The 18,139-nt window shown below is 56.8% G+C and carries 10 protein-coding genes; 6 read left to right on the plus strand and 4 right to left on the minus strand.

All coding sequences use genetic code 11. The annotated features are described in order from the left end of the window. Positions 1-10: 10 nt before the first annotated feature. Both B2R17_RS16075 and B2R17_RS16080 read right to left on the minus strand, forming a co-directional pair. Positions 11-2,260 carry a polysaccharide biosynthesis/export family protein gene (locus tag B2R17_RS16075; RefSeq protein ID WP_339888206.1) on the minus strand — a complete coding sequence of 750 codons (2,250 nt, stop codon included), beginning with the start codon at positions 2,258-2,260 and terminating at the stop codon, positions 11-13. Between the two features lie 35 nt (positions 2,261-2,295). Continuing rightward, positions 2,296-3,768, minus strand: coding sequence for a hypothetical protein (locus B2R17_RS16080; protein WP_286764772.1), 1,473 nt, complete (start codon positions 3,766-3,768; stop codon positions 2,296-2,298). A 447-nt stretch (positions 3,769-4,215) separates the two neighbouring features. Between B2R17_RS16080 and B2R17_RS16085 the strand changes: the two genes are divergently transcribed. Beyond that, on the plus strand, positions 4,216-5,166 hold the full coding sequence (locus B2R17_RS16085; RefSeq protein ID WP_339888211.1) for a DUF1559 domain-containing protein: 951 nt from the start codon (positions 4,216-4,218) through the stop codon (positions 5,164-5,166). A gap of 185 nt (positions 5,167-5,351) precedes the next feature. After that, the gene (locus B2R17_RS16090) at positions 5,352-6,779 is read left to right on the plus strand and encodes a hypothetical protein (RefSeq protein WP_286764774.1); all 1,428 of its coding nucleotides are present in this window, start codon (positions 5,352-5,354) and stop codon (positions 6,777-6,779) included. Here B2R17_RS16090 and wecB read toward each other — a convergent pair. Further along, positions 6,770-7,912, minus strand: a complete 1,143-nt coding sequence (gene wecB, locus B2R17_RS16095; protein WP_286764775.1) for a non-hydrolyzing UDP-N-acetylglucosamine 2-epimerase — start codon at positions 7,910-7,912, stop codon at positions 6,770-6,772. The two genes, B2R17_RS16090 and wecB, sit on opposite strands and share 10 nt — an antisense overlap. A gap of 111 nt (positions 7,913-8,023) precedes the next feature. On the opposite strand from wecB, the gene B2R17_RS16100 reads away from it, so the two are divergent. The 3 genes from B2R17_RS16100 to B2R17_RS16110 all read left to right on the plus strand — a co-directional run bounded on the left by B2R17_RS16100 (position 8,024) and on the right by B2R17_RS16110 (position 11,799). Then, positions 8,024-9,016 (plus strand): SDR family NAD(P)-dependent oxidoreductase, encoded by a 993-nt coding sequence (locus B2R17_RS16100; protein WP_286764776.1) that lies wholly within the window; start codon positions 8,024-8,026, stop codon positions 9,014-9,016. Between the two features lie 217 nt (positions 9,017-9,233). Continuing rightward, positions 9,234-10,988 carry a redoxin domain-containing protein gene (locus B2R17_RS16105; RefSeq protein ID WP_286764777.1) on the plus strand — a complete coding sequence of 585 codons (1,755 nt, stop codon included), beginning with the start codon at positions 9,234-9,236 and terminating at the stop codon, positions 10,986-10,988. A gap of 37 nt (positions 10,989-11,025) precedes the next feature. Next, positions 11,026-11,799, plus strand: a complete 774-nt coding sequence (locus B2R17_RS16110) for a metallopeptidase (RefSeq protein WP_286764778.1) — start codon at positions 11,026-11,028, stop codon at positions 11,797-11,799. Between the two features lie 240 nt (positions 11,800-12,039). On the opposite strand, the gene B2R17_RS16115 is transcribed toward B2R17_RS16110, so the two are convergent. Continuing rightward, a complete protein-coding gene (locus tag B2R17_RS16115; RefSeq protein WP_286764779.1) occupies positions 12,040-14,937 on the minus strand; it encodes an FG-GAP-like repeat-containing protein in 2,898 nt (965 codons plus the stop codon). Positions 14,938-15,810: 873 nt separating this feature from the next. Between B2R17_RS16115 and B2R17_RS16120 the strand changes: the two genes are divergently transcribed. Then, positions 15,811-17,466: a DUF4038 domain-containing protein gene (locus tag B2R17_RS16120; RefSeq protein WP_286764780.1), complete on the plus strand. Its 1,656-nt coding sequence runs from the start codon at positions 15,811-15,813 to the stop codon at positions 17,464-17,466. Positions 17,467-18,139: the final 673 nt, after the last annotated feature.

Consider the following 18,139-nt stretch of genomic DNA (forward strand, 5'->3'; position numbering starts at 1 on the left):
CGAAAACCGATCAGTTGTCGTCACCAAACGAGAACCCAAAGCCGGTGAATGGCACGATTCCGTAGACACCTTCGGTGAAGACCTGGCTGACAAACCTGTCAAACAACCGAATGGGGCTGGGGGGGACGATGACCACGTCGCCGTCCTGCAGCCAGATTTCGTCGATCGGGCGAGAGTCCTTGCCCATGATCGCACCGCGCAGATCCAACATCGTAGACAGCAATTCCCAGTTCGGACCGCGACGGAAAATCACAACCTGACGCAGGTTCGCACCGGGCACATAACCGCCGCCCAGTGCGATTCCGCCCAGCACGGTTGTCGGTGCGTCGATTTCAAATCGGCCCGGAGTGGTGACTTCGCCCAGAACATACACGTAGTGAGGAGCCTGTTGCTCGAGGACGACCTCCACATCCAAGCCAGCCGACATCGAATCGTAACGCAGAATGATTTCGCGTTTGAGTTCGCTTAGCGTCAAACCTTGTGCCGGAACGGCTCCCAAACGAGGCAAGCGAAGCGTGCCTTCGGGCGTGATCGTTTGCACGGTTTGTTGAGGGTTGAACCCTTCGGAACCGCTGATGGCTTCGCGAATTTGTCGGGCGATGTTTCCGGTTGCGACGGGAGTCACATCGATCGACGGATCGGGGTAGTACTCTTTGTAGCGTTCGTTGAGCAAATCCCGAAGTTGATCGATGGTTTGTCCTGCTGCATGAATCTGCCCGATGAATCGCAGCGTGATCGTTCCGTCGGGTTGGATTTCCAAGCCGCGTTCAAGTGTTCCGCGAGTCAGCTTTTCATCCGCTTCGGATTCGATCAGCAGTTCGTCACCGACGACCAAACGATAAGCACCGACCGAGCGAACAGTCTTGATCAGGAACGTCAACTGAACTTGGTCGCCGCCACGCAATCGGTATTCGTGCATGGGTGCGCTACGTGCCGGTCCAACATAGTTGCCCGGTCCATAGATGTTGAACGGCATGCTTTGAGGACAGCGCCAGCATTGGCAGGCCGGGCGAGTGCCGGTGCAAACGCCGAGCGTCTTGCTCAATCGTTCCACCCCGACGCCACTGCGATCCACGCATCCGCCACAAGTCGAGCACGTGACCGAGCTTGGGTGACCTGACAGCGGGCCTCCGCCATGAGACGCGAACGAGGCGGGCAACGGCCAACGCGTGACTTCGTCCTGCATCAAGTCCGGCCACGCAGGCGTGCCCATGTTTTGACTGGAAGCGGATCCACTGCGGTTGGAGTTCGTCGACTGTTGTCGCGAATCCATCGTTTCGGTGTCGATCACCGAACGCGAACGAGATGCCGATGAATCGTCTTCTGCCTTCCTGGGCTCTGGTTCACGATTTGGTTGATCGTTTTGGTCGGAACGTTTCGTGGGAGGAGTTGGCGGTGCGGTTGGCCGAGTCGAACGGGCTTTCGGTGCAGGCGATGTGCGCGGTGTTTCCAGATCGCTGGCCGACTCGACCGCGGAGTCTTCATCCCTCAAGGCATCAAGACGTTTGGATTGTTCGCTCGGTTTGGATGGTTGTGCTCGTTCGCGATTTGGAACCGGTCGGAACTCTGGTAACTCTTGGCTGTTCGTGGCCGGTGCGTTGCCGCCCAAGCGTTGTGGACGTGCGGGTGTTGTTCGATCCGTTCGCGGTTGACGAGGGCGGAGCGGTGGTGGCAGTTCCAACAGCTTCTCTTCATCCGCAGCCTTTTGATTGACAGAAGGCTGGGCCGCGCGAGGCGGGGAAGCAGGCGGCGTCAATTTGGGTGGAACCGGCGGCGGAGTGGATGGTTTGGCTGGTGCCGGAGTCGGGATCGATTCAGGCAACGCGTTGTTGCGAGGCGCAGCTGGCTCGGCCGGTGCGGCGTTGGATGGCAGGCCAGGGATCAAGTCGCGAGAACGTGATTCGAAGCGTGCGCGAGCTTCCAGTTTGGCTTGTTCGGCACGCAAGTTGTGCTCTTCCAACCGCTGGCGATAGTTCCGCAGTGAGTTGACCTCAAGCAGTTCGTCTTCGTTGACCGGTGGGTTGTCCGGCAGGTCATCCATGGCGAACGATGGCGCGGGCAACTTGGCCGTGTTGCCACCCAAAACCGTGGGCCGCGCGGTGGTTTCAGGCGTCGCTTGTCCCGGCGCGACCAATTCCTGTGCCTGCACTGACGCCACGGGCAAAACGCCCACGCTGATCATTGGCAGCAACAAACCGGTTGCCAAACAAACGTGACGAAACGCCGATCGAAGACGAGTTGGTTTCATGGGACGATCCATCGAAGACAGTTGGTCGGTGGGGGCGTTGATTTGGATTACCAAAACAGACCGCCGCGGGGCGTTGTCGCACGGGCAGGAGCGGAGGGCATCGACGGATCAACGATTCGTGATTGAGTCGGACGCCCGTTTTGTGCCGGCACGATTAGCTGGCCTTGGTCGATCGAGTTCCGCGGGATTGGACGAGTCGCTGTCTGCGGATATGCGTGCGATGGCGTTTGTCTGGTAGCAACGTTTGGCTGGGTGAAGTTTGGTTGAGCAGCCTGTTGGCTCGGCGCGGCAAGCTGCTGATGCGTTTTCGCGAATTGCGCTGGCGACATCACTTGAACCGGCAGTTCGCTGGGTAAGTTCGTCGACGCAAGTTGTTGTTGACATTCAGCCGCCAATTGATCGTCGCCTGATTGGCTGGCCGCTCGCATCAAATCTTCAACACTTTGTCGCGTTGGTTTCTGCTTCACGCTCAGCAGCAACAACTCCTTCGCAATCGCGGGCATCGATCGGCTGAGCAAGTTGCGTCCCAGTTCGGCCGTGGCTTGTGGGTTGTCCGGTCCGATTTCGACCGCCGCGCGCCGATACATCAAAGCCAATTCCGATGCGTGCAATCGAGAACGCGATTCGGTCAAATTCGAATTGGATTGTGGCGTCAGGGTGGCTGATTCCAGGTCCGCCAAAATCATGGTGGCTTCGGCTGCGAGCGGTCCACCAATGGTGGCTTCAACCCAACGTTGGCGTGCATAGTTGAGGTAAGCCTCGATCGCACGTTCAGCGGTCAACGAGGATGTGTCCACACCATGAAGCGCCGGTGTTTGGTGCACTTCCACCAACCGGTTCAATGCGGCTTGATCAACCGGGCCATAGCGACCAGTGAAGTCCGTTGATTCCTGAATCGCGGTGATGGCTTCGTTGAGCTGCGAAGTGTGCAGGTTGCCTCCGGTTTGCGAGTCTCGGAGGGAGGCGATGATACGAAGCGTTTGCGTCGCGGATTCTTTTGCCGAATGAAATGCGCCGCGGCGTGCAGCGAAGTGGGCGCTGCGAAGTTGGTCTACCGCTGACTGAGCCAAGTCGGCTGTGCGAGCGTGGTGATTGATCGGATCGGATGCTGGCATCGGACGTGAGAACGTTTGCTGCGACCGTCCGAGCGATGCGGTGGCGCTATCGCTCGAATCCAGCTTGCGCCGCCGCGTGATCGTTGGTGGTTCTTCCGCCGGCACCGGCGTGTTCATGATGATGGTGACCGGAGGAAGCGCCGGGGCAACCAAAGCGGGTTGGGCTGCGGGCGGTTTCCAGGCCGGTGCTGTTTCAGACGTGGGCGGAAGGGCCAGTGGTCGCGGTTGCCAAACTCGGCTGGGTTTCGAACGTGCACTGGTCGGCGAATCACCGGCATGGGCCGATGCGGAGATCGATGCAATCAAGACCGCCAACGAGACACGTCGGACCAGCAAGCCGCGACGAGACCGTTCCTTGGCGGTTCGATCTGTGCGGTCTCGACCAGTCAGATGTCGTGGCTTCATATTGCGATCCATCGCATTCCCAGCGTGTTTCGGAGGGGAGTTCATCCTTGAAGTCCCAGGTCCATGAGGACCATGCTGAAGATTCGCGGGGATATCCGTTCGGCGTCCGATCCGAGCGAAATTCAGGCGACATCGTCCAGCTATCCGGCGTATCGACGAACCCGCAGGAATTTCTGTACAAGGAGCCGCCACCGGCGGGTGGAATCAAAGCTTCGAACGCGCGTGACCGTTATCCAGGCGCAAATTCGCACAACCGGCATATTCGGACCGCGGGTGCAATGGACACGGATCAATTCGATGCAGATGCCCACCAATTCGTGGCTCATTCGCACCCAGGATGATTTTTGAAGCCTTTGAACTTGCGCTCGGGTCCTCAAAGCTGTCATTCACGTAGTTGACGAACGACTCGCAAACCATCCATTTGATTGAGGTTTGACCGTGAGGACTGTGCAAAACCGAGCGAACCGTCGCGGATTCACATTGGTGGAATTGTTGGTGGTGATCACCATCATTGGCATTCTGATCGCGTTGCTTTTGCCGGCGGTCCAGAGCGTTCGTGAGGCGGCTCGTCAGACCAAGTGTCGCAATCGAATTCGACAAATCGCGTTGGCCTGTCAGAACTACGAATCGATGTTTCGCGATCTGCCGGGATACTCCGGCGAAGTCCCACCGTTTCTGGTCGATTTTGACAGCCGCCGCTCGTACGACGCTCGGTTCAACGGCGGCAACTGGATTGTCCAGGCGATGGCATTGATGGAACAAGCTGACTTGGCACCGCCGCTGGCGAAAATCGGGGCTGCTCCCACCATCGCGCCGACGGACCGCGTGCAACAACACGTTCAGTCGGCTGTCTCCACGTTTCATTGCCCAACCCGGCGTGACGCGGATGCCTATCCATTGATGGAACCCTATCTCAGTCGGTACGGAGCGACCGGCGGACGAACGGATTACGCGATGTGCGGTGGTCCTGCGTCGGTCAATGAAGCGGACCACCGAGTTATCGAAAGCGAGTACGACGGGGTTTGGAGACTCGGTGGCCGGACGACCTTGTCGCGTGTGTTTGACGGTTTGAGCCACACGTATCTGGTCGGCGAAAAGGCGATGGATTCCCTGAAATACACCACCGGAGACTGCTTTGGCGACCGTGCTCCACTGGCCGGTTACACGGGAATCGGGACCACCACGCACTCGTATGTCCGGTTCGCGGCTCGGCAACCGGCGCTTGACACCCCCGACAATTGTTTGTCGTGTCACGACTTTGGAAGTGCCCACCCGCATGGTTGGAATGCGGCGATGGTGGATGGATCGGTGAAAATGTCGACGTACACTCAAGACATCAACATTCACCGCGCGGCCGCTTCCATCGATGGTCGCGAAATTCCAACTTACGAACACTGATCTCAGTTTGACTCAATCGAAACTCCCCAAAAAGTCGATTTGCAAATGGGACAAATCCACTCTTGCAGATGCGTTGCCGTTGCTAGCCGAACAAGTTCAATCGGCAGAATTCATTTGTCGAAAGTGCGGCCGAGTGGCGGCGGAGAAACGGTTGCTGTGCAAAGCAGCTCGAATGGATTCACTGAGTGAAAAGAAAGCGTGACGGTTTGATTCAACAGTTCGCGAAATGGATCTTTGCGTGCGGCATCGTCGCGGGAGTCTCTGCATGGACCACCGGATGCTCGCCTTCGTCGTCCACCACGGAACAAGCCGCGACGACACCGCAGCAGTTTGTGATCGCGCGTGGCGAGCCTCGCGACCGACTGCGACAAATTTTCGCTCGTTATCGCGGCAGCTCGTACTACCAGGACACCAGCGAAGTCGTGCTGCGTGTGGTCCCGATGGCGGACGCATCCTCGGAGTTGTTCTCAGGCGGCAAGCAAGAACAGCGAGCCCCGTTACGAGTGCGTTGGACTGGCCGACAACTCGACGTCCAAGCCTACGCGGTGCGACTGCGAGCCAGTTCCTCGCCACAATCCAACCGAGTCGAACTGAATGCCTGGTTCGATGAACCTGAAACTCGACACTTCGATTCGCAAATGCTAGTCGACTCCTGGCAAAAACCGGAGAACCAACGCTTGGACCTCGATCGCGTGCTCGCGGATGAAGTCCTGCGGTCCAAGTTGTCCGCCGGGCTGGCTGGTCCGCCACCGCAATTGGAATGGTTGTTCGCCGGCGACCCCATGTCGGGCATCTTCGAACCCACTGCAAAACTGAAGTGGTTGCCCGACGCGAATTTCGCCGGGCAAAAGATGCGACGCATCGCGGCGGAAACCGAAGGCAAGTCCTATGTGTTTTGGATCGATCCCACGGTCAGTGTGATTCGTCGGGTGGAGTTGCCGCTTCCACTGATCGAAGGTTTGGATACCAAGCAAAGTTCGCTGACGCTTGAATTTCGACGAGCTGAGTTTGCACCCCAGTCCGGTGGTGAGGACTCGACTCGATTTGATTTCCAACCGCCTTTCACACCGCAACGTGTTTCGCGTTTTGTCCCCGTTCCACCGCCACCACCATCCAGCATTCTGGGGCGACGATTGCCCAACGATGCGATGCGGACGATTCGTGCAGATAGCAATCCGACCGAAGTGGTTTTGTTTCGTCTGTCAGAAGAAGAGGACGTCTCGGCGACGGAGCCTCGTTGGATCGCGGCAGCAATCACTCAATCACGACAATCCAATCTGTCTCACGTTCATTGGGTCGTCGCCACTGAAGAGGATGGATTCCGTCGCGAGTTGTTGGCGGCCTGGTCGGGCGCGGTCACGGTACTCGATTCATCATCGCTCGATGATGTGTTTGGTTTGCTGCGTTTGAAACCTGGTAGCGCAGCGGTGATCGATGCGGATCAAACTGTACTTTTGACGGAGCAACAAATCAATGCAAGCTCAGTCGGCAACGTAATCGCGGCGCTGGCCGATGATGCCGCAGGGGTGGATGTGCCCGCGAAGATTCAAGCGGACTACAAACAACTCAATCGGGCTTATGAGTCCGAACTTTCGAAGGCACTTCAGCAATAGTGCTGTGCGATCGCGTCCAAGATTTTTTCCGATGCGGTGCCGTCGCCATAAGGATTGGAAGCTCTCGCCATCTTGTCATAGGCTTCGCGGTCGCTGAGCAATTCACTGACGCCGTCCACGATGTTCTTGCGAACTGGGCCGACCAAGCGAACGGTGCCCGCGTCCACGCCTTCGGGACGTTCGGTCGTGTCACGCATGACCAGCACAGGCTTGCCCAATCCGGGAGCTTCTTCTTGCACGCCGCCTGAATCGGTCAGCACCAATTCGCAAGCCTGCATGAGCGCCACAAACGGACGATACGACTGCGGCGGTAACAGCAACACGTTGTCGAATTGGCCCAATGCCTTTTGAACAGGTCCGGACACATTCGGATTCAAGTGCACCGGGTACACAAATCGAACGTCCGGGAATCGCTCTGCCAGCTCCGAGATGGCACCGCAGATCTCATCAAAGCCACCGCCAAAGTTTTCACGGCGGTGCCCCGTGATCAAAACAAAACGTCGCTCTCGCCAATCGCTTGGAAGAACCGCCCCGAGTTCTTCGTCGATCTTCGCTGCCACCGCGGGATCGGATTGTTGCTGGACCTCCAAGTGCAACGCATCGATCACGGTGTTGCCCGTGACGAAGACCTTGGCCGGATCAATGCGTTCGTTCAACAGGTTCGCTTCGCTGACCGAGGTCGGTGCAAAGTGCAGTGTGCTGATGGGACTGGCCAACACCCGATTGGCCTCTTCGGGAAAGGGGCTGGCCAGATTCCCCGTCCGCAGGCCCGCCTCAATGTGACCGGTCGGAATGCGGCGATAGAAACATGCCAGCGAGGCCATCAGAACCGTCGTCGTGTCGCCTTGAACGAGAGCGAAATCAGGTTGTTCGGCTTCGAGAATTTGATCGATCGACGCGATCAGTTTGGAAGAAAGGCCTGCTAGGGTTTGCCCCGGCGTCATCACGCCCAAATCGTGATGCACCGGCAGATCGAAGATGTCGATCACTTGATCCAGCATTTCGCGGTGCTGTCCCGTCGAAACCGACAGCAATTCGAATCGGTCGTCCGTGTCAAGTCGCTTGATCACGGGTGCGACCTTGATGGCCTCGGGACGGGTTCCGAAGAAGACGGCTATTTTGGGACGTTTCATTGACTAGACTGCGTGGCAAAATCGGAGGGTGCAACTGGCGGCCCACTATAGTTTGAAGCTCGTGAAACCCCAGTGCATCTTCTTAAACCCCGAATCAAGAGTCCCGAACCGATGCCCGATTCGCCGTCCAAAACGTACCTGGTCACAGGCTGCGCTGGTTTCATCGCCAATGAAGTCGCCTCGCAATTGCTGGCGGCGGGGCATCGCGTGGTCGGAATCGACAACGTCAACGACTACTACGATGTGCGGCTGAAAGAACATCGTTTGGAGAAACTGACCTCCCAAGGTGAGGCGTTCACGTTCGTTCGAGGCGACATCGAAGACTCATCGACGCTGCAAAAAATCTTCGATGAAAATTCATTCGATGCGGTGCTGAACTTGGCCGCTCGTGCCGGGGTGCGATACAGCATGGAAAACCCGCACGTCTACATGACGACCAACGCGATGGGCAGCCTCAACCTGCTCGACCAAATGCGACGTGTCGGCGTGAAAAAGTACGTGCTCGCGTCGACCTCGTCTTTGTACGCCGGCCAACCGATGCCGTTTGTGGAAACGCTGTCCGTCAACACGCCGATCTCGCCATACGCGGCCAGCAAGAAAGCCGCTGAGGCAATGGCGTACTCGTATCATCATCTGTACGACATCGACGTCTCGGTTTGCCGTTACTTCACCGTGTACGGTCCCGCGGGACGTCCCGACATGTGCATCTTCCGATTCATCAAATGGATCGATGAAGGCACGCCGATCGAATTGTTCGGCGACGGCGAACAAGCTCGCGATTTCACATATGTGTCTGACATCGCTGCAGGAACCATCGCAGCGCTGCAGCCCGTTGGATACGAAGTCATCAACTTGGGCGGCGGCGGAACCCCGGTCTCCTTGAACGATATCATTGGTCGACTCGAAAATTTGCTGGGCAAGAAAGCCAAGGTCGAACACAAGACGTTCCACAAAGCCGACGTCAAAGTCACCTCCGCCGACATCAGCAAAGCCAAAGAACTGATTGGTTGGACACCCAAGGTGGAACTGGATGAGGGCTTGGCCGCGTCAGTGGATTGGTTCCGAGACAACCAACCTTGGTCCGGCGAACTCGAACTGCCGTAGGATTCCGCCGCGTCTTGAGCATCGGGGCGTGCCATTCCCGTGGCCGGATTCGCCAGAATTCGGACCCTGGGAGTTCCGCCCGAAGGCATCCAAACCGGCCTTTCGGGCAGGACGACAAATCGCCGCGTACAATTCGACACGGAACTGCGGGTGACACGGCCCTCGCATTTCAGCGAAACTGATGTTTCCCGTTGATTCTCTTCGCCCGAGGCCTCTGATGCATCGTCGTTTGGTTTGCTTGGCAGTCGCATGCTTGATTCTTGGAAACACGTGGGTCCCGGCCAACGCCGCGACGGGCATCCAGTCCGAAGGTGCAGAAACTTCTCCGGTCGGAGAACAGATTGCGACGTTCACGTTGCCCAACGCCTACGGCAAACCCGTATCGCTGAGTGATTTCAAGGGCAAGAAGTGCGCGGCGATTGTCTTCCTGGGGACTGAGTGCCCACTGGCAAAGTTGTATGGCCCACGGCTGAATGATCTGCAGGAGAAATTTGGAGATCGCGGTCTCCAGGTCATCGGGATCAACTCCAACAAACAAGACAGCCTGACCGAAGTGGCCGCCTACGTGCATCGTCACGACATCGCCTTTCCGATGCTGAAGGACAAAGGCAATGTTGTCGCCGATGCGATGAAAGCCGAACGAACGCCCGAGGTGTTCCTGATCGATGCCGATCGCGTCATCCGCTACCACGGCCGCATCGATGACCAATACGGAGTTGGCTACGCTCGCGACAAGAAAACTCGTTCCGATCTGGCCATCGCGGTCGAAGAACTGCTGGCCGGAAAATCGATCTCCCAACCGAAAACGGAGGCCGTTGGTTGCCACATCGGACGCACCAAAGAAGTCGCTGAACTCGGCGAGATCACCTACACCAAACACATCGCTCCGATTTTCAATTCACGATGCGTGACTTGCCATCGCGAAGGCGAGATCGCACCGTTCACGCTGACCAGCTACGAAGACACGCAGGGATGGGAGGACACGATCCTCGAAGTGATCGGCAACAACCGTATGCCGCCTTGGTCAGCCAACCCGGCACACGGCGAGTTCGCCAATGACGCCAGGCTGTCTGAGGAAGAAAAGGAATTGATTGAACAGTGGGTCGATGGTGGGATGCCCGAGGGCGATCCGTCGGAACTGCCCGAACCGCCCGTGTTCACGACCGGATGGCAGATCGACGAACCTGATCAAGTCATCCAGATGCGAGACAAACCGTTTGATGTGCCCGCCGAAGGTGTGGTCGATTACCAACGTTTCGTGATCGATCCGGGTTGGGACGAAGACAAGTACGTCGTCGCCTGCGAAGCACGTCCTCAGAACCGAGCCGTCGTTCACCACATCTTGGTCTATGTGATCCCACCGGGCGGCAGAAATGTCGATCTCCGGAAGGTGTTGGTCGGCTACGCTCCCGGCAGCACCCCGGTCGATCTGGATGACGGCGTCGCGATTCATGCGGAAGCCGGTAGCAAACTGTTGTTCGAGATGCACTACACACCCAACGGCACCGCCCAAAGCGATCTGTCGTACATCGGGGTCAAATTCACCGACAAAGCCAACGTTGAGAAAGAGCTGGAAGGTGCGATCGCGGTCAACACGAAGTTCAGAATCCCGGCCGGCGAAGCCAATCATGTGGTGACGGCGAAGCACACCGTCCGAAAGGATATCGAGCTGCTCGGCATGACCCCGCACATGCACCTGCGTGGCAAAGCGTTCCGCTACACGGCTGAGTTCCCCAGTGGCGAAGAAGAAATCTTGCTGGATGTTCCCGCCTACGATTTCAATTGGCAGATGAAATACATCCTGAAGGAACCTCGGAAATTGCCTCGGGGGACCGTCGTCCACTGCCGTGCGGTCTTTGATAACTCGGAATACAATCTGAGCAACCCTGATCCTTCCAAGACCGTTGGATGGGGCGACCAAAGTTGGAACGAAATGATGATCGGCTTCATGGACGTGGTGAAGGCCGACTGACTTTCGCAGTCAAACCTCTCCATGCGACCCAGAGCCGATGATGAACCAAGCCCAGCGGATGATTTCCCCCGGAAGACTACTCGGTCTCTCGTTCCTTTGGCTGGCGTTCCTGACTCCCTCATTGGCAAACGACAAACCAGCCAAATCGGTCCCGCGATTCGATCCGGTGGTCCGTGAGATCGAAGGCTGGAAGGTACACATCGAACCTGTTCTGCTGGGTGAAGCAGTGTCGGGCGACGGCGTTTCCGAGAGCGATCACCGCTCGCTAACGATGCTTGCCAATCATCTGCAACGCATCCAGATTTTGATCCCGTCCGAAACACTTGCGAAGCTGCAACAAGTCGAGATTTGGATCGAAGAAGAACATCCGAGCCTGGGAGCGATGCAGTACCATCCCAGCCGCGGTTGGTTGCTGGCCAACGGTCATGATGAGCGACTGACGAAGAAGGTTCACCTTCCTCGCGCGAACCAGTTGCTATCGAAGGAGCAGATGCTCAAGCATCCCGCCATGATTCTGCATGAACTGGCGCATGCCTACCACGATCAATTCTTGAGCTTTGATCAACCGGAAATCATCGCCGCGTTTGAAGAAGCGAAGGCGGGCAAACGGTACGTAAATGTGTTGCTGTACACCGGCCAAACCGTTCGCCACTACGGGCTGAGCAACCACAAGGAATACTTCGCTGAAGGCACCGAAGCCTACTTCTATCGCAACGACTTCTTCCCTTTCGTGCGAGCCGAACTCAAGCAACATGACCCAACGCTGCACAACCTCCTCGGCCGCCTATGGGGCGAACGTCCACGCAAGTAGTTCGGACTAAGCAAAACGCAGGCCCTGTAAACCGCTGCCTCCGTTTGCTGATGCGTCGTGGCGATCTGCCTCCGAGGACAAAGAGTTCACCAAGAACAGGGTGGAGTTTGGCTGCGATTGCAAGAGTGAACCAAAGACTTCTCCGTACTCTCGGTGGCGAGCAAAATCGATTGGAACGAGGGATGTGACAACGCTGATGTTGAGGGAGTCATGATCTTTGTCATGGCGCGATGATGGCAATCATTGTTGCCTTTGCATCTCGAAGGCCGCGGGTTCTGATTCGAGGAACATCCATGACGTATCGATGCCCACGTCGTTCCAACGCTGGAGATCTCCGTTTGGCCACCGGACTTCGACATCGACGTTGTCTTGTTGGTTACCTAAACCGATCGTTATTTCCGGTTGGTCACGGCAAAGGAAGCCGTCTCCTGCGGTCACGCGATGTGTGTAGGTACGATCCTCTCCGATCACCTTGATAGCCGCACCGACGGCATTCCGAGTTGATGTCTTGCCGACCAGGCAAACGCGAATCCAATGGTGAGCGGTCGCTGTGCGGTTGAGCAGGATCGCGGAATTCTCGTTCAAGTTGGTGATGGCAACGTCGTCGCGACCGTCTCCATCGAAGTCCAACCGAGCCATCGCCCGACCCACATGTGGTCGCGCCCAATAACCGCTGGGATCTGCCACCGATTGAAGCTGGTATTTCTTGTCGTGTCGTACAAGCAACTGCATCGGTTGCTCGTACGACGGAGTCTGCTCGGCTGGATCATCGATGTAACCGTTGGTCACCATCAAATCAGGCAGACCATTGAGGTCAAAGTCCAACGCCGCGGTGCCAAAGCCGAGCACATTGAAACTATGTCGATGAAGTCCGCTCCCAATGGAGTGATCCCGAAATCCAGAACGACAGCCATAGAAAAGAGAAGCCGGTTCGTCTTGGAAATTGGTGATGTGCAAATCCTCCTGCCCATCCTGATTGAAATCAGCGGCCGCGATTCCCATTGATGCCGAGGGATTTCCAAAGCTGCCGAACGCACAACCATGAACCATCGCCGTTTCGTCCCATCCGTGTTTGGCGTCACCGGAGTGCGTCCACAGACGATCGTTTTGCTGGTCGTTGCCAATGAAGATCGAGTTGGTTTGAGCGTTCATGGCATTCTTCTCAGCAGCCATTTTTCCGACTTCCAATCCGACAATGATGCCCAAAGAAGTGTCCGTTACAGTTTCTTCGGACGCACGGATTTCATCAAAACCATCTTCCCAACCAGTTGCTGTCCCCAGTAGTGCGAGGTTGGCCGCTCCAGCAAAACTAGCCGGTCCGATCAAATAAGTTGGCCGTCCGTCCTCGTTGACCGGTGGCTTCTTCCAGATCTCTTCGCTATCGGCGTACGCCAAGGCGATCAGATCCTGCATGCCGTCCGCGTTGACATCCGAGATGACGATTGATGAAGGTAGCCAAGTGGTTGGCTTTTGAAGCAGGACATCCCTTTGAAATGTGCCATCGCCACAGTTGGTCAATAGGACAACGGATCCGAATTGGTTCACAGCTAGGTCGTCGAACCCATCCTGGTTCCAGTCGCCCGCCGTGACACCTAGCGTGTACATGGTTTCGCCAGTTCCCGCCCACTGACTGACGTCTTTGACTTTCTTGTCAATGTTTCGGTACAGCGGATTGGGCTCATCCGATTCGAAGGCAGGCGGGTCAGCGGCTCCTTGCGCGCAATAGAGATCACAGCGACCATCCAGGTCAAAATCGATCGCCGCAATACCACCGCCGAGCGATTGGTAGATCGCAAACGCTTTGGACTGTGGTTCCTTTGCAACACGAAATTGGTGATTCAGACCGACATCCGCGGCGATGTTCTGCCACACCGCAGTTTCAGGCGGTGGGGGCCAGTCGTGTGATCGAGAGCCTGATGCGATCCGTGGCCGATCGGATCGATTGGGTGGCGTAACGGAGTCCGGCAACACGACGTTCCGCTTTGCCTCTGGAAGTGTTGATGGCGGGAAGGCGTTGTCTGATTTGGCGATGCTGGAGAACTGATCCACCAACGAACGTACTTGGTCAGCCGAATCGTTTTGGCGACTCGCCGCGATGGTCCTCCACAAAACGGCTTCCAACGGTCGGTCCAGTGAGTCCAACGCATCCGCTAGTTCCTGCATTGTGTCCTCGGACGGACTCTCCGCGATTTGGTTGCTCAGCCGAATGGTCTTGAGTACCCGACGGAACTGTTGATGATGTTGGTCAGCTAATTGAATGTCGCCCGACGTTCGGTAGGCCTGGCTGAGTCTCTGGATGGAACTGGCGTCGGTAGGGTCGATCGTGATGGCATTGGAGAATGCTGAGATGGCAGCATCGATGTCCTTTCGCCGAAGCGAATGAATGCCCAACGCGGCCCAGTAGTCCGAATAGGTTTGTTGGTCGACGCGACCCTGAGCCAGTCGCTCCGCCACCGTTTTGTCTTGTTGAAGCTCGGCCATCATGCGAGTGTGAAAGGCCTCCACATCCGGTGTCTGATATTCCGTTTGCGGACGGGATGCCAGTTGATCTGCTGCTCCTTGATAGTCATGTTCCTTGGCCAGTTGACGTGCTTTGGCAACCGGACCGATCGGCCGACTGCTGTCGACCTGAGAGATCGAGATCAAGGCGGCGAGTTCCGGTCGCCGAACATCACCGCTTCGGCACAGCTGCCTCAAGAAGGCCTGGGCAAGTTGTGGACGGCCCATTCGAATCATCAGACCTGCTAGGCGACGGTGAATCATCACTGCATCGGGGGCAACGCGAAGCATTTGCCGGTAGCAGTCCGCGGCTTCTTCTGGACGTCCAAGTTGGACGAGCCAATCGGCCGTTGTCCCCAAGGCTGGCAATGCCGCGTCAGATTCTTGGATGGCCGGATGTCTGAGTGTTTTGATGGCTGTTTCGAGGTCGTCTGACGCCGCATGGAGCTGAGCCAGTGTGAACAGGGCAACCGGATCGTTCGGGCTGGCAACCAAATACGGATGCAAAATCTGTTCGGCACCGCGGAGGTCACCCGCCTGGATCAACGACTGAACCTGTTCGGCCGGAAACGGCATTGCCGCTGAGTTTGAGCTCGTGTCGTGGGGCTGATTCTCGGTCGAGTTGGACGCGGCCGTCATCGGTGTCGAATCAAGCGGATTCGATGCCAGATGCGAATCCACATTTGCATGTTCGGAAGGCGAGTTCGAAGAATCCGGTGTGCTCGCCTGTTCATCATCGCTTCGTGAAGACGATGATCGATCTGGATTGCAGCCGAACAACAACGGCAAAATCATCAACGTCGTAAGAACCTTCCGTCCAGTCCATCTTGAATCAATCAATCGTCTATTCCACGGGCAAGGCTGGCGGTCGTCTTGATGCAGCGTTAAACGCTCTCGACTCATTTACGGACCTTTGAAGGAGACTGATTCATGTAGATTTCAGCGTCGCGATGAAAGCAGTCGAGTTGTCGCTGCTGCTGCGATGGAACGAAATCACGAAAGTGTGTCATTCAAAGTGTCAGTCGTATGGAGCTTCCCGGTAAATGCGAACTCTGAGCGTTTTGTGTTTCATTGGACTACGCAGTTCGTCTTGAACGGACTTTTGGGATGGACTCGGGGGTTTGAAGCACAGATGTTTTTCGTGTTTTCTGAAACCGTGACGGTCGTCCGGTCGTTGCTCAGCTGTTTGTCGCTTTCTCAGTCCACGTTGGACGGACTTGGTTTGGTTGAAACGAGCACAAGGGTGACATGTCAACCAACTTGGTTTTCATGATCAACTTAATTCTCTCAATCGCGTGTATCGCTACCATCATCGGCCCCGAGTGCTCGATCGACGCGTGGATCTTTTGAGCTTTGTGATCCAGCTAAACGTCAGCGACCGTTCAGGGCGAAGAGGGCCCAAGATTCAGTTGGCAAGGATCTTTGTCTTGCATGGTGAATCTCGTTGTCGGAGAATTCTGGCTGACCAATGAAGAACCCGATTCGACCATCGAAGAGCTCTGAGCCAAGTACATGACCTGCCAATTTCGTTCTGCTGTTGTCTTGCTAATTTTTGGTGTGTGTCTTGGTCTTGCTGATCGTGGTGTGACGGATGCAAATGCGACGGAAGTGGCGACGGAGTGTCAGCAGTGGCAGGAAGTCGAGCTCGAATTCACGGCTGAACAGGAAACCAGCAACCCATACACGGACGTGGAGGCTTGGGTTGATTTCACTCACGACGATGGGACCATCGTCCGTCGACAGATGTTCTGGGATGGCGGGCAAACCTTTCGCGTTCGGTTCGCATCACCGCTCTCATCCGGTCGCTGGAATTGGAAGTCAACGGGTGGTGGCGAGGGTTCTGGGCTCGATGGCAAAACCGGTTCCTTCGCGGCAACCCAGGCGAAGGTCGATTCACCGACTGACTTCACGCAGCATGGTTTTTGGAGCATTCCCAAAGGTGGCCGAAACCTGATTCATGCCGACGGCACCGCGAGACTGCTGTGTGCTGACACGGCGTGGGCACTGCCATGGCGGGCGACCGTTGACCAAGTGGAAACGTATGCCAAGGATCGGCGGGACAAAGGGTACAACGCGGCGTTGTTGATGACGGTCCAACCGGACCTGAAGACCACGGGCCCGCGTTCTCGCACCGAAGCGGAAGGTTTCGAGGTTGGATTTGAGGATCTGCCCCAGGGGACGCTGACGAAACTGAATCCAGGTTACTTTCAGACGTTTGACAAGTTGGTGGATGTGTTGACATCCCATGGGATCGCACCGGTTTATCAACCTGTTTTCCATGGGTACGGATGGAAAGGCGGAGGCACGGCAGGCAACGTGGTCAGTGCGGAAGACTACGCTCGGTATTGCCGTTACCTCGTCGCTCGCTACGGTGCCCGCCCCGCGATTTGGTTGGTGGGAGGAGACGGTCCAGCCGAGAAAGCCTCCATCGTCGAGCAACTTAATGCCGCGGGAACGGAAATCGAGAAGTGGGATGCGTACCAACAGCCAACCGGAATTCACTATTCGCCCCATGCAAAGAATCGCACGCATCAAGACAAAGCATGGCTCGATTTCCAGTGGTGCCAAACGGGCCACAGCGGCGAACATATTGCCGAACGTGTCGCTGACATGTGGCGGAATCGTCCTGTCAAAGCGGTCGCCAATGGCGAACCCACTTATGAAAACATTGGTCGTACCGGCAATGGAGCCGGTTGGTGGCAGGGGCACGAAGCGTGGTGCAATTTGACCGCCGGCGGCACGATGGGGGTGGTCTACGGAGCCGGCAGTCTGTGGCAATGGCGACTCGATGCCAACGAGCCCGGTCATGCCGATTGGTGCACCGCTCCGGGGGCAGGTTGGCGTGAAGCACTCGACTTTGAAGGTTCCAAGTATCCCGGCATCGCAGCGAAAATCTTGGAGGGTTTGCCGCTTGCGAACATGGAGCCGAACTGGGACTGCACTTATGGACGACGTGGTCTGTTGGTGCCAGGGAAACTGTTCGTGTTGTATTTGCCTGAGGGCGGGAACTCAGCGATCCTTTGCAGGGACGTTCCACGATCGTATCGGGTATACGATCCGAAAACCGGAAAGGTCATGGCAGAGGGCACGCTTGAGGACAAAGAGACCGCCCAAGCCAAGAGTGACTCATCCGGTGAGCCACGTGTGTTGGTATTCACAGCAGACTGAGGTGGTGAGTTTGGGAGCTTGGCTGGCCAACGAAAACATGGCTGGCCGCAGCAAACAATGTCCCCTGCCATAGCTCGCTTCGTTCGGTACGGCCTACGTCGCTGCAAGGGACGTTCGAAGAATAAACGGTGGCTCGCGTCTGGGATTCGCCCCGGATGGGGCCGTCATGCCTAGCTCGGGGCGGAAGCCCCGAGAGACCGATGCCGGTAAGCAAACGGTCGCCCCGGATGGGGCCGTCGTGGGAGTTGGGAGCGTCCCTTGCTCACGCGTTTTGAAGTTGCGCTTTTCGCATTTGGCGTTTGTTGGCCAACGGCCAACATCAACCCATACGTTTCGAATTGAATTTGGCCGTTGGCCAAAATGGGGCCGTGTTTTTCTGCTCCAGGGGCGACGCCCCTGGCTATGTTGAACGAGGCCGTTGGCCATGAGAGGAAAAACGCAACTTCAAAACTCACGCGTCGGGTTGTGATGGGTGGTCTTGGCCGACTCAGACCGGCAAGAGTGCCTTTTTATACCCCACATCTCGAAACACCAAAGATTAGTGTCCAATCAGAGTGGATTAGTGTTCCGCCAGAGCGGTCAAGGGAACACTAATCTCCGCGGATCGAACACTAATGGTTCTTGGGCGGGTGCAGTCGGGCTGGTAGCAGCGATCCGGATGGAATAAGTGCCG

Source organism: Rhodopirellula sp. UBA1907 (genome assembly GCF_002337565.1).
GTDB classification, from domain to species: Bacteria; Planctomycetota; Planctomycetia; order Pirellulales; family Pirellulaceae; genus Rhodopirellula; species Rhodopirellula europaea.

Excerpts from the sequence above, each read along its gene's own strand:
- B2R17_RS16075 (WP_339888206.1), bottom strand. The coding sequence starts at position 2,260 with ATGGATCGTCCCATGAAACCAACTCGTCTTCGATCGGCGTTTCGTCAC.
- B2R17_RS16080 (WP_286764772.1), bottom strand. The coding sequence starts at position 3,768 with ATGAAGCCACGACATCTGACTGGTCGAGACCGCACAGATCGAACCGCC.
- wecB (WP_286764775.1), bottom strand. The coding sequence starts at position 7,912 with ATGAAACGTCCCAAAATAGCCGTCTTCTTCGGAACCCGTCCCGAGGCC.
- B2R17_RS16100 (WP_286764776.1), top strand. The coding sequence starts at position 8,024 with ATGCCCGATTCGCCGTCCAAAACGTACCTGGTCACAGGCTGCGCTGGT.
- B2R17_RS16105 (WP_286764777.1), top strand. The coding sequence starts at position 9,234 with ATGCATCGTCGTTTGGTTTGCTTGGCAGTCGCATGCTTGATTCTTGGA.
- B2R17_RS16110 (WP_286764778.1), top strand. The coding sequence starts at position 11,026 with ATGATGAACCAAGCCCAGCGGATGATTTCCCCCGGAAGACTACTCGGT.
- B2R17_RS16115 (WP_286764779.1), bottom strand. The coding sequence starts at position 14,937 with ATGACGGCCGCGTCCAACTCGACCGAGAATCAGCCCCACGACACGAGC.
- B2R17_RS16120 (WP_286764780.1), top strand. The coding sequence starts at position 15,811 with ATGACCTGCCAATTTCGTTCTGCTGTTGTCTTGCTAATTTTTGGTGTG.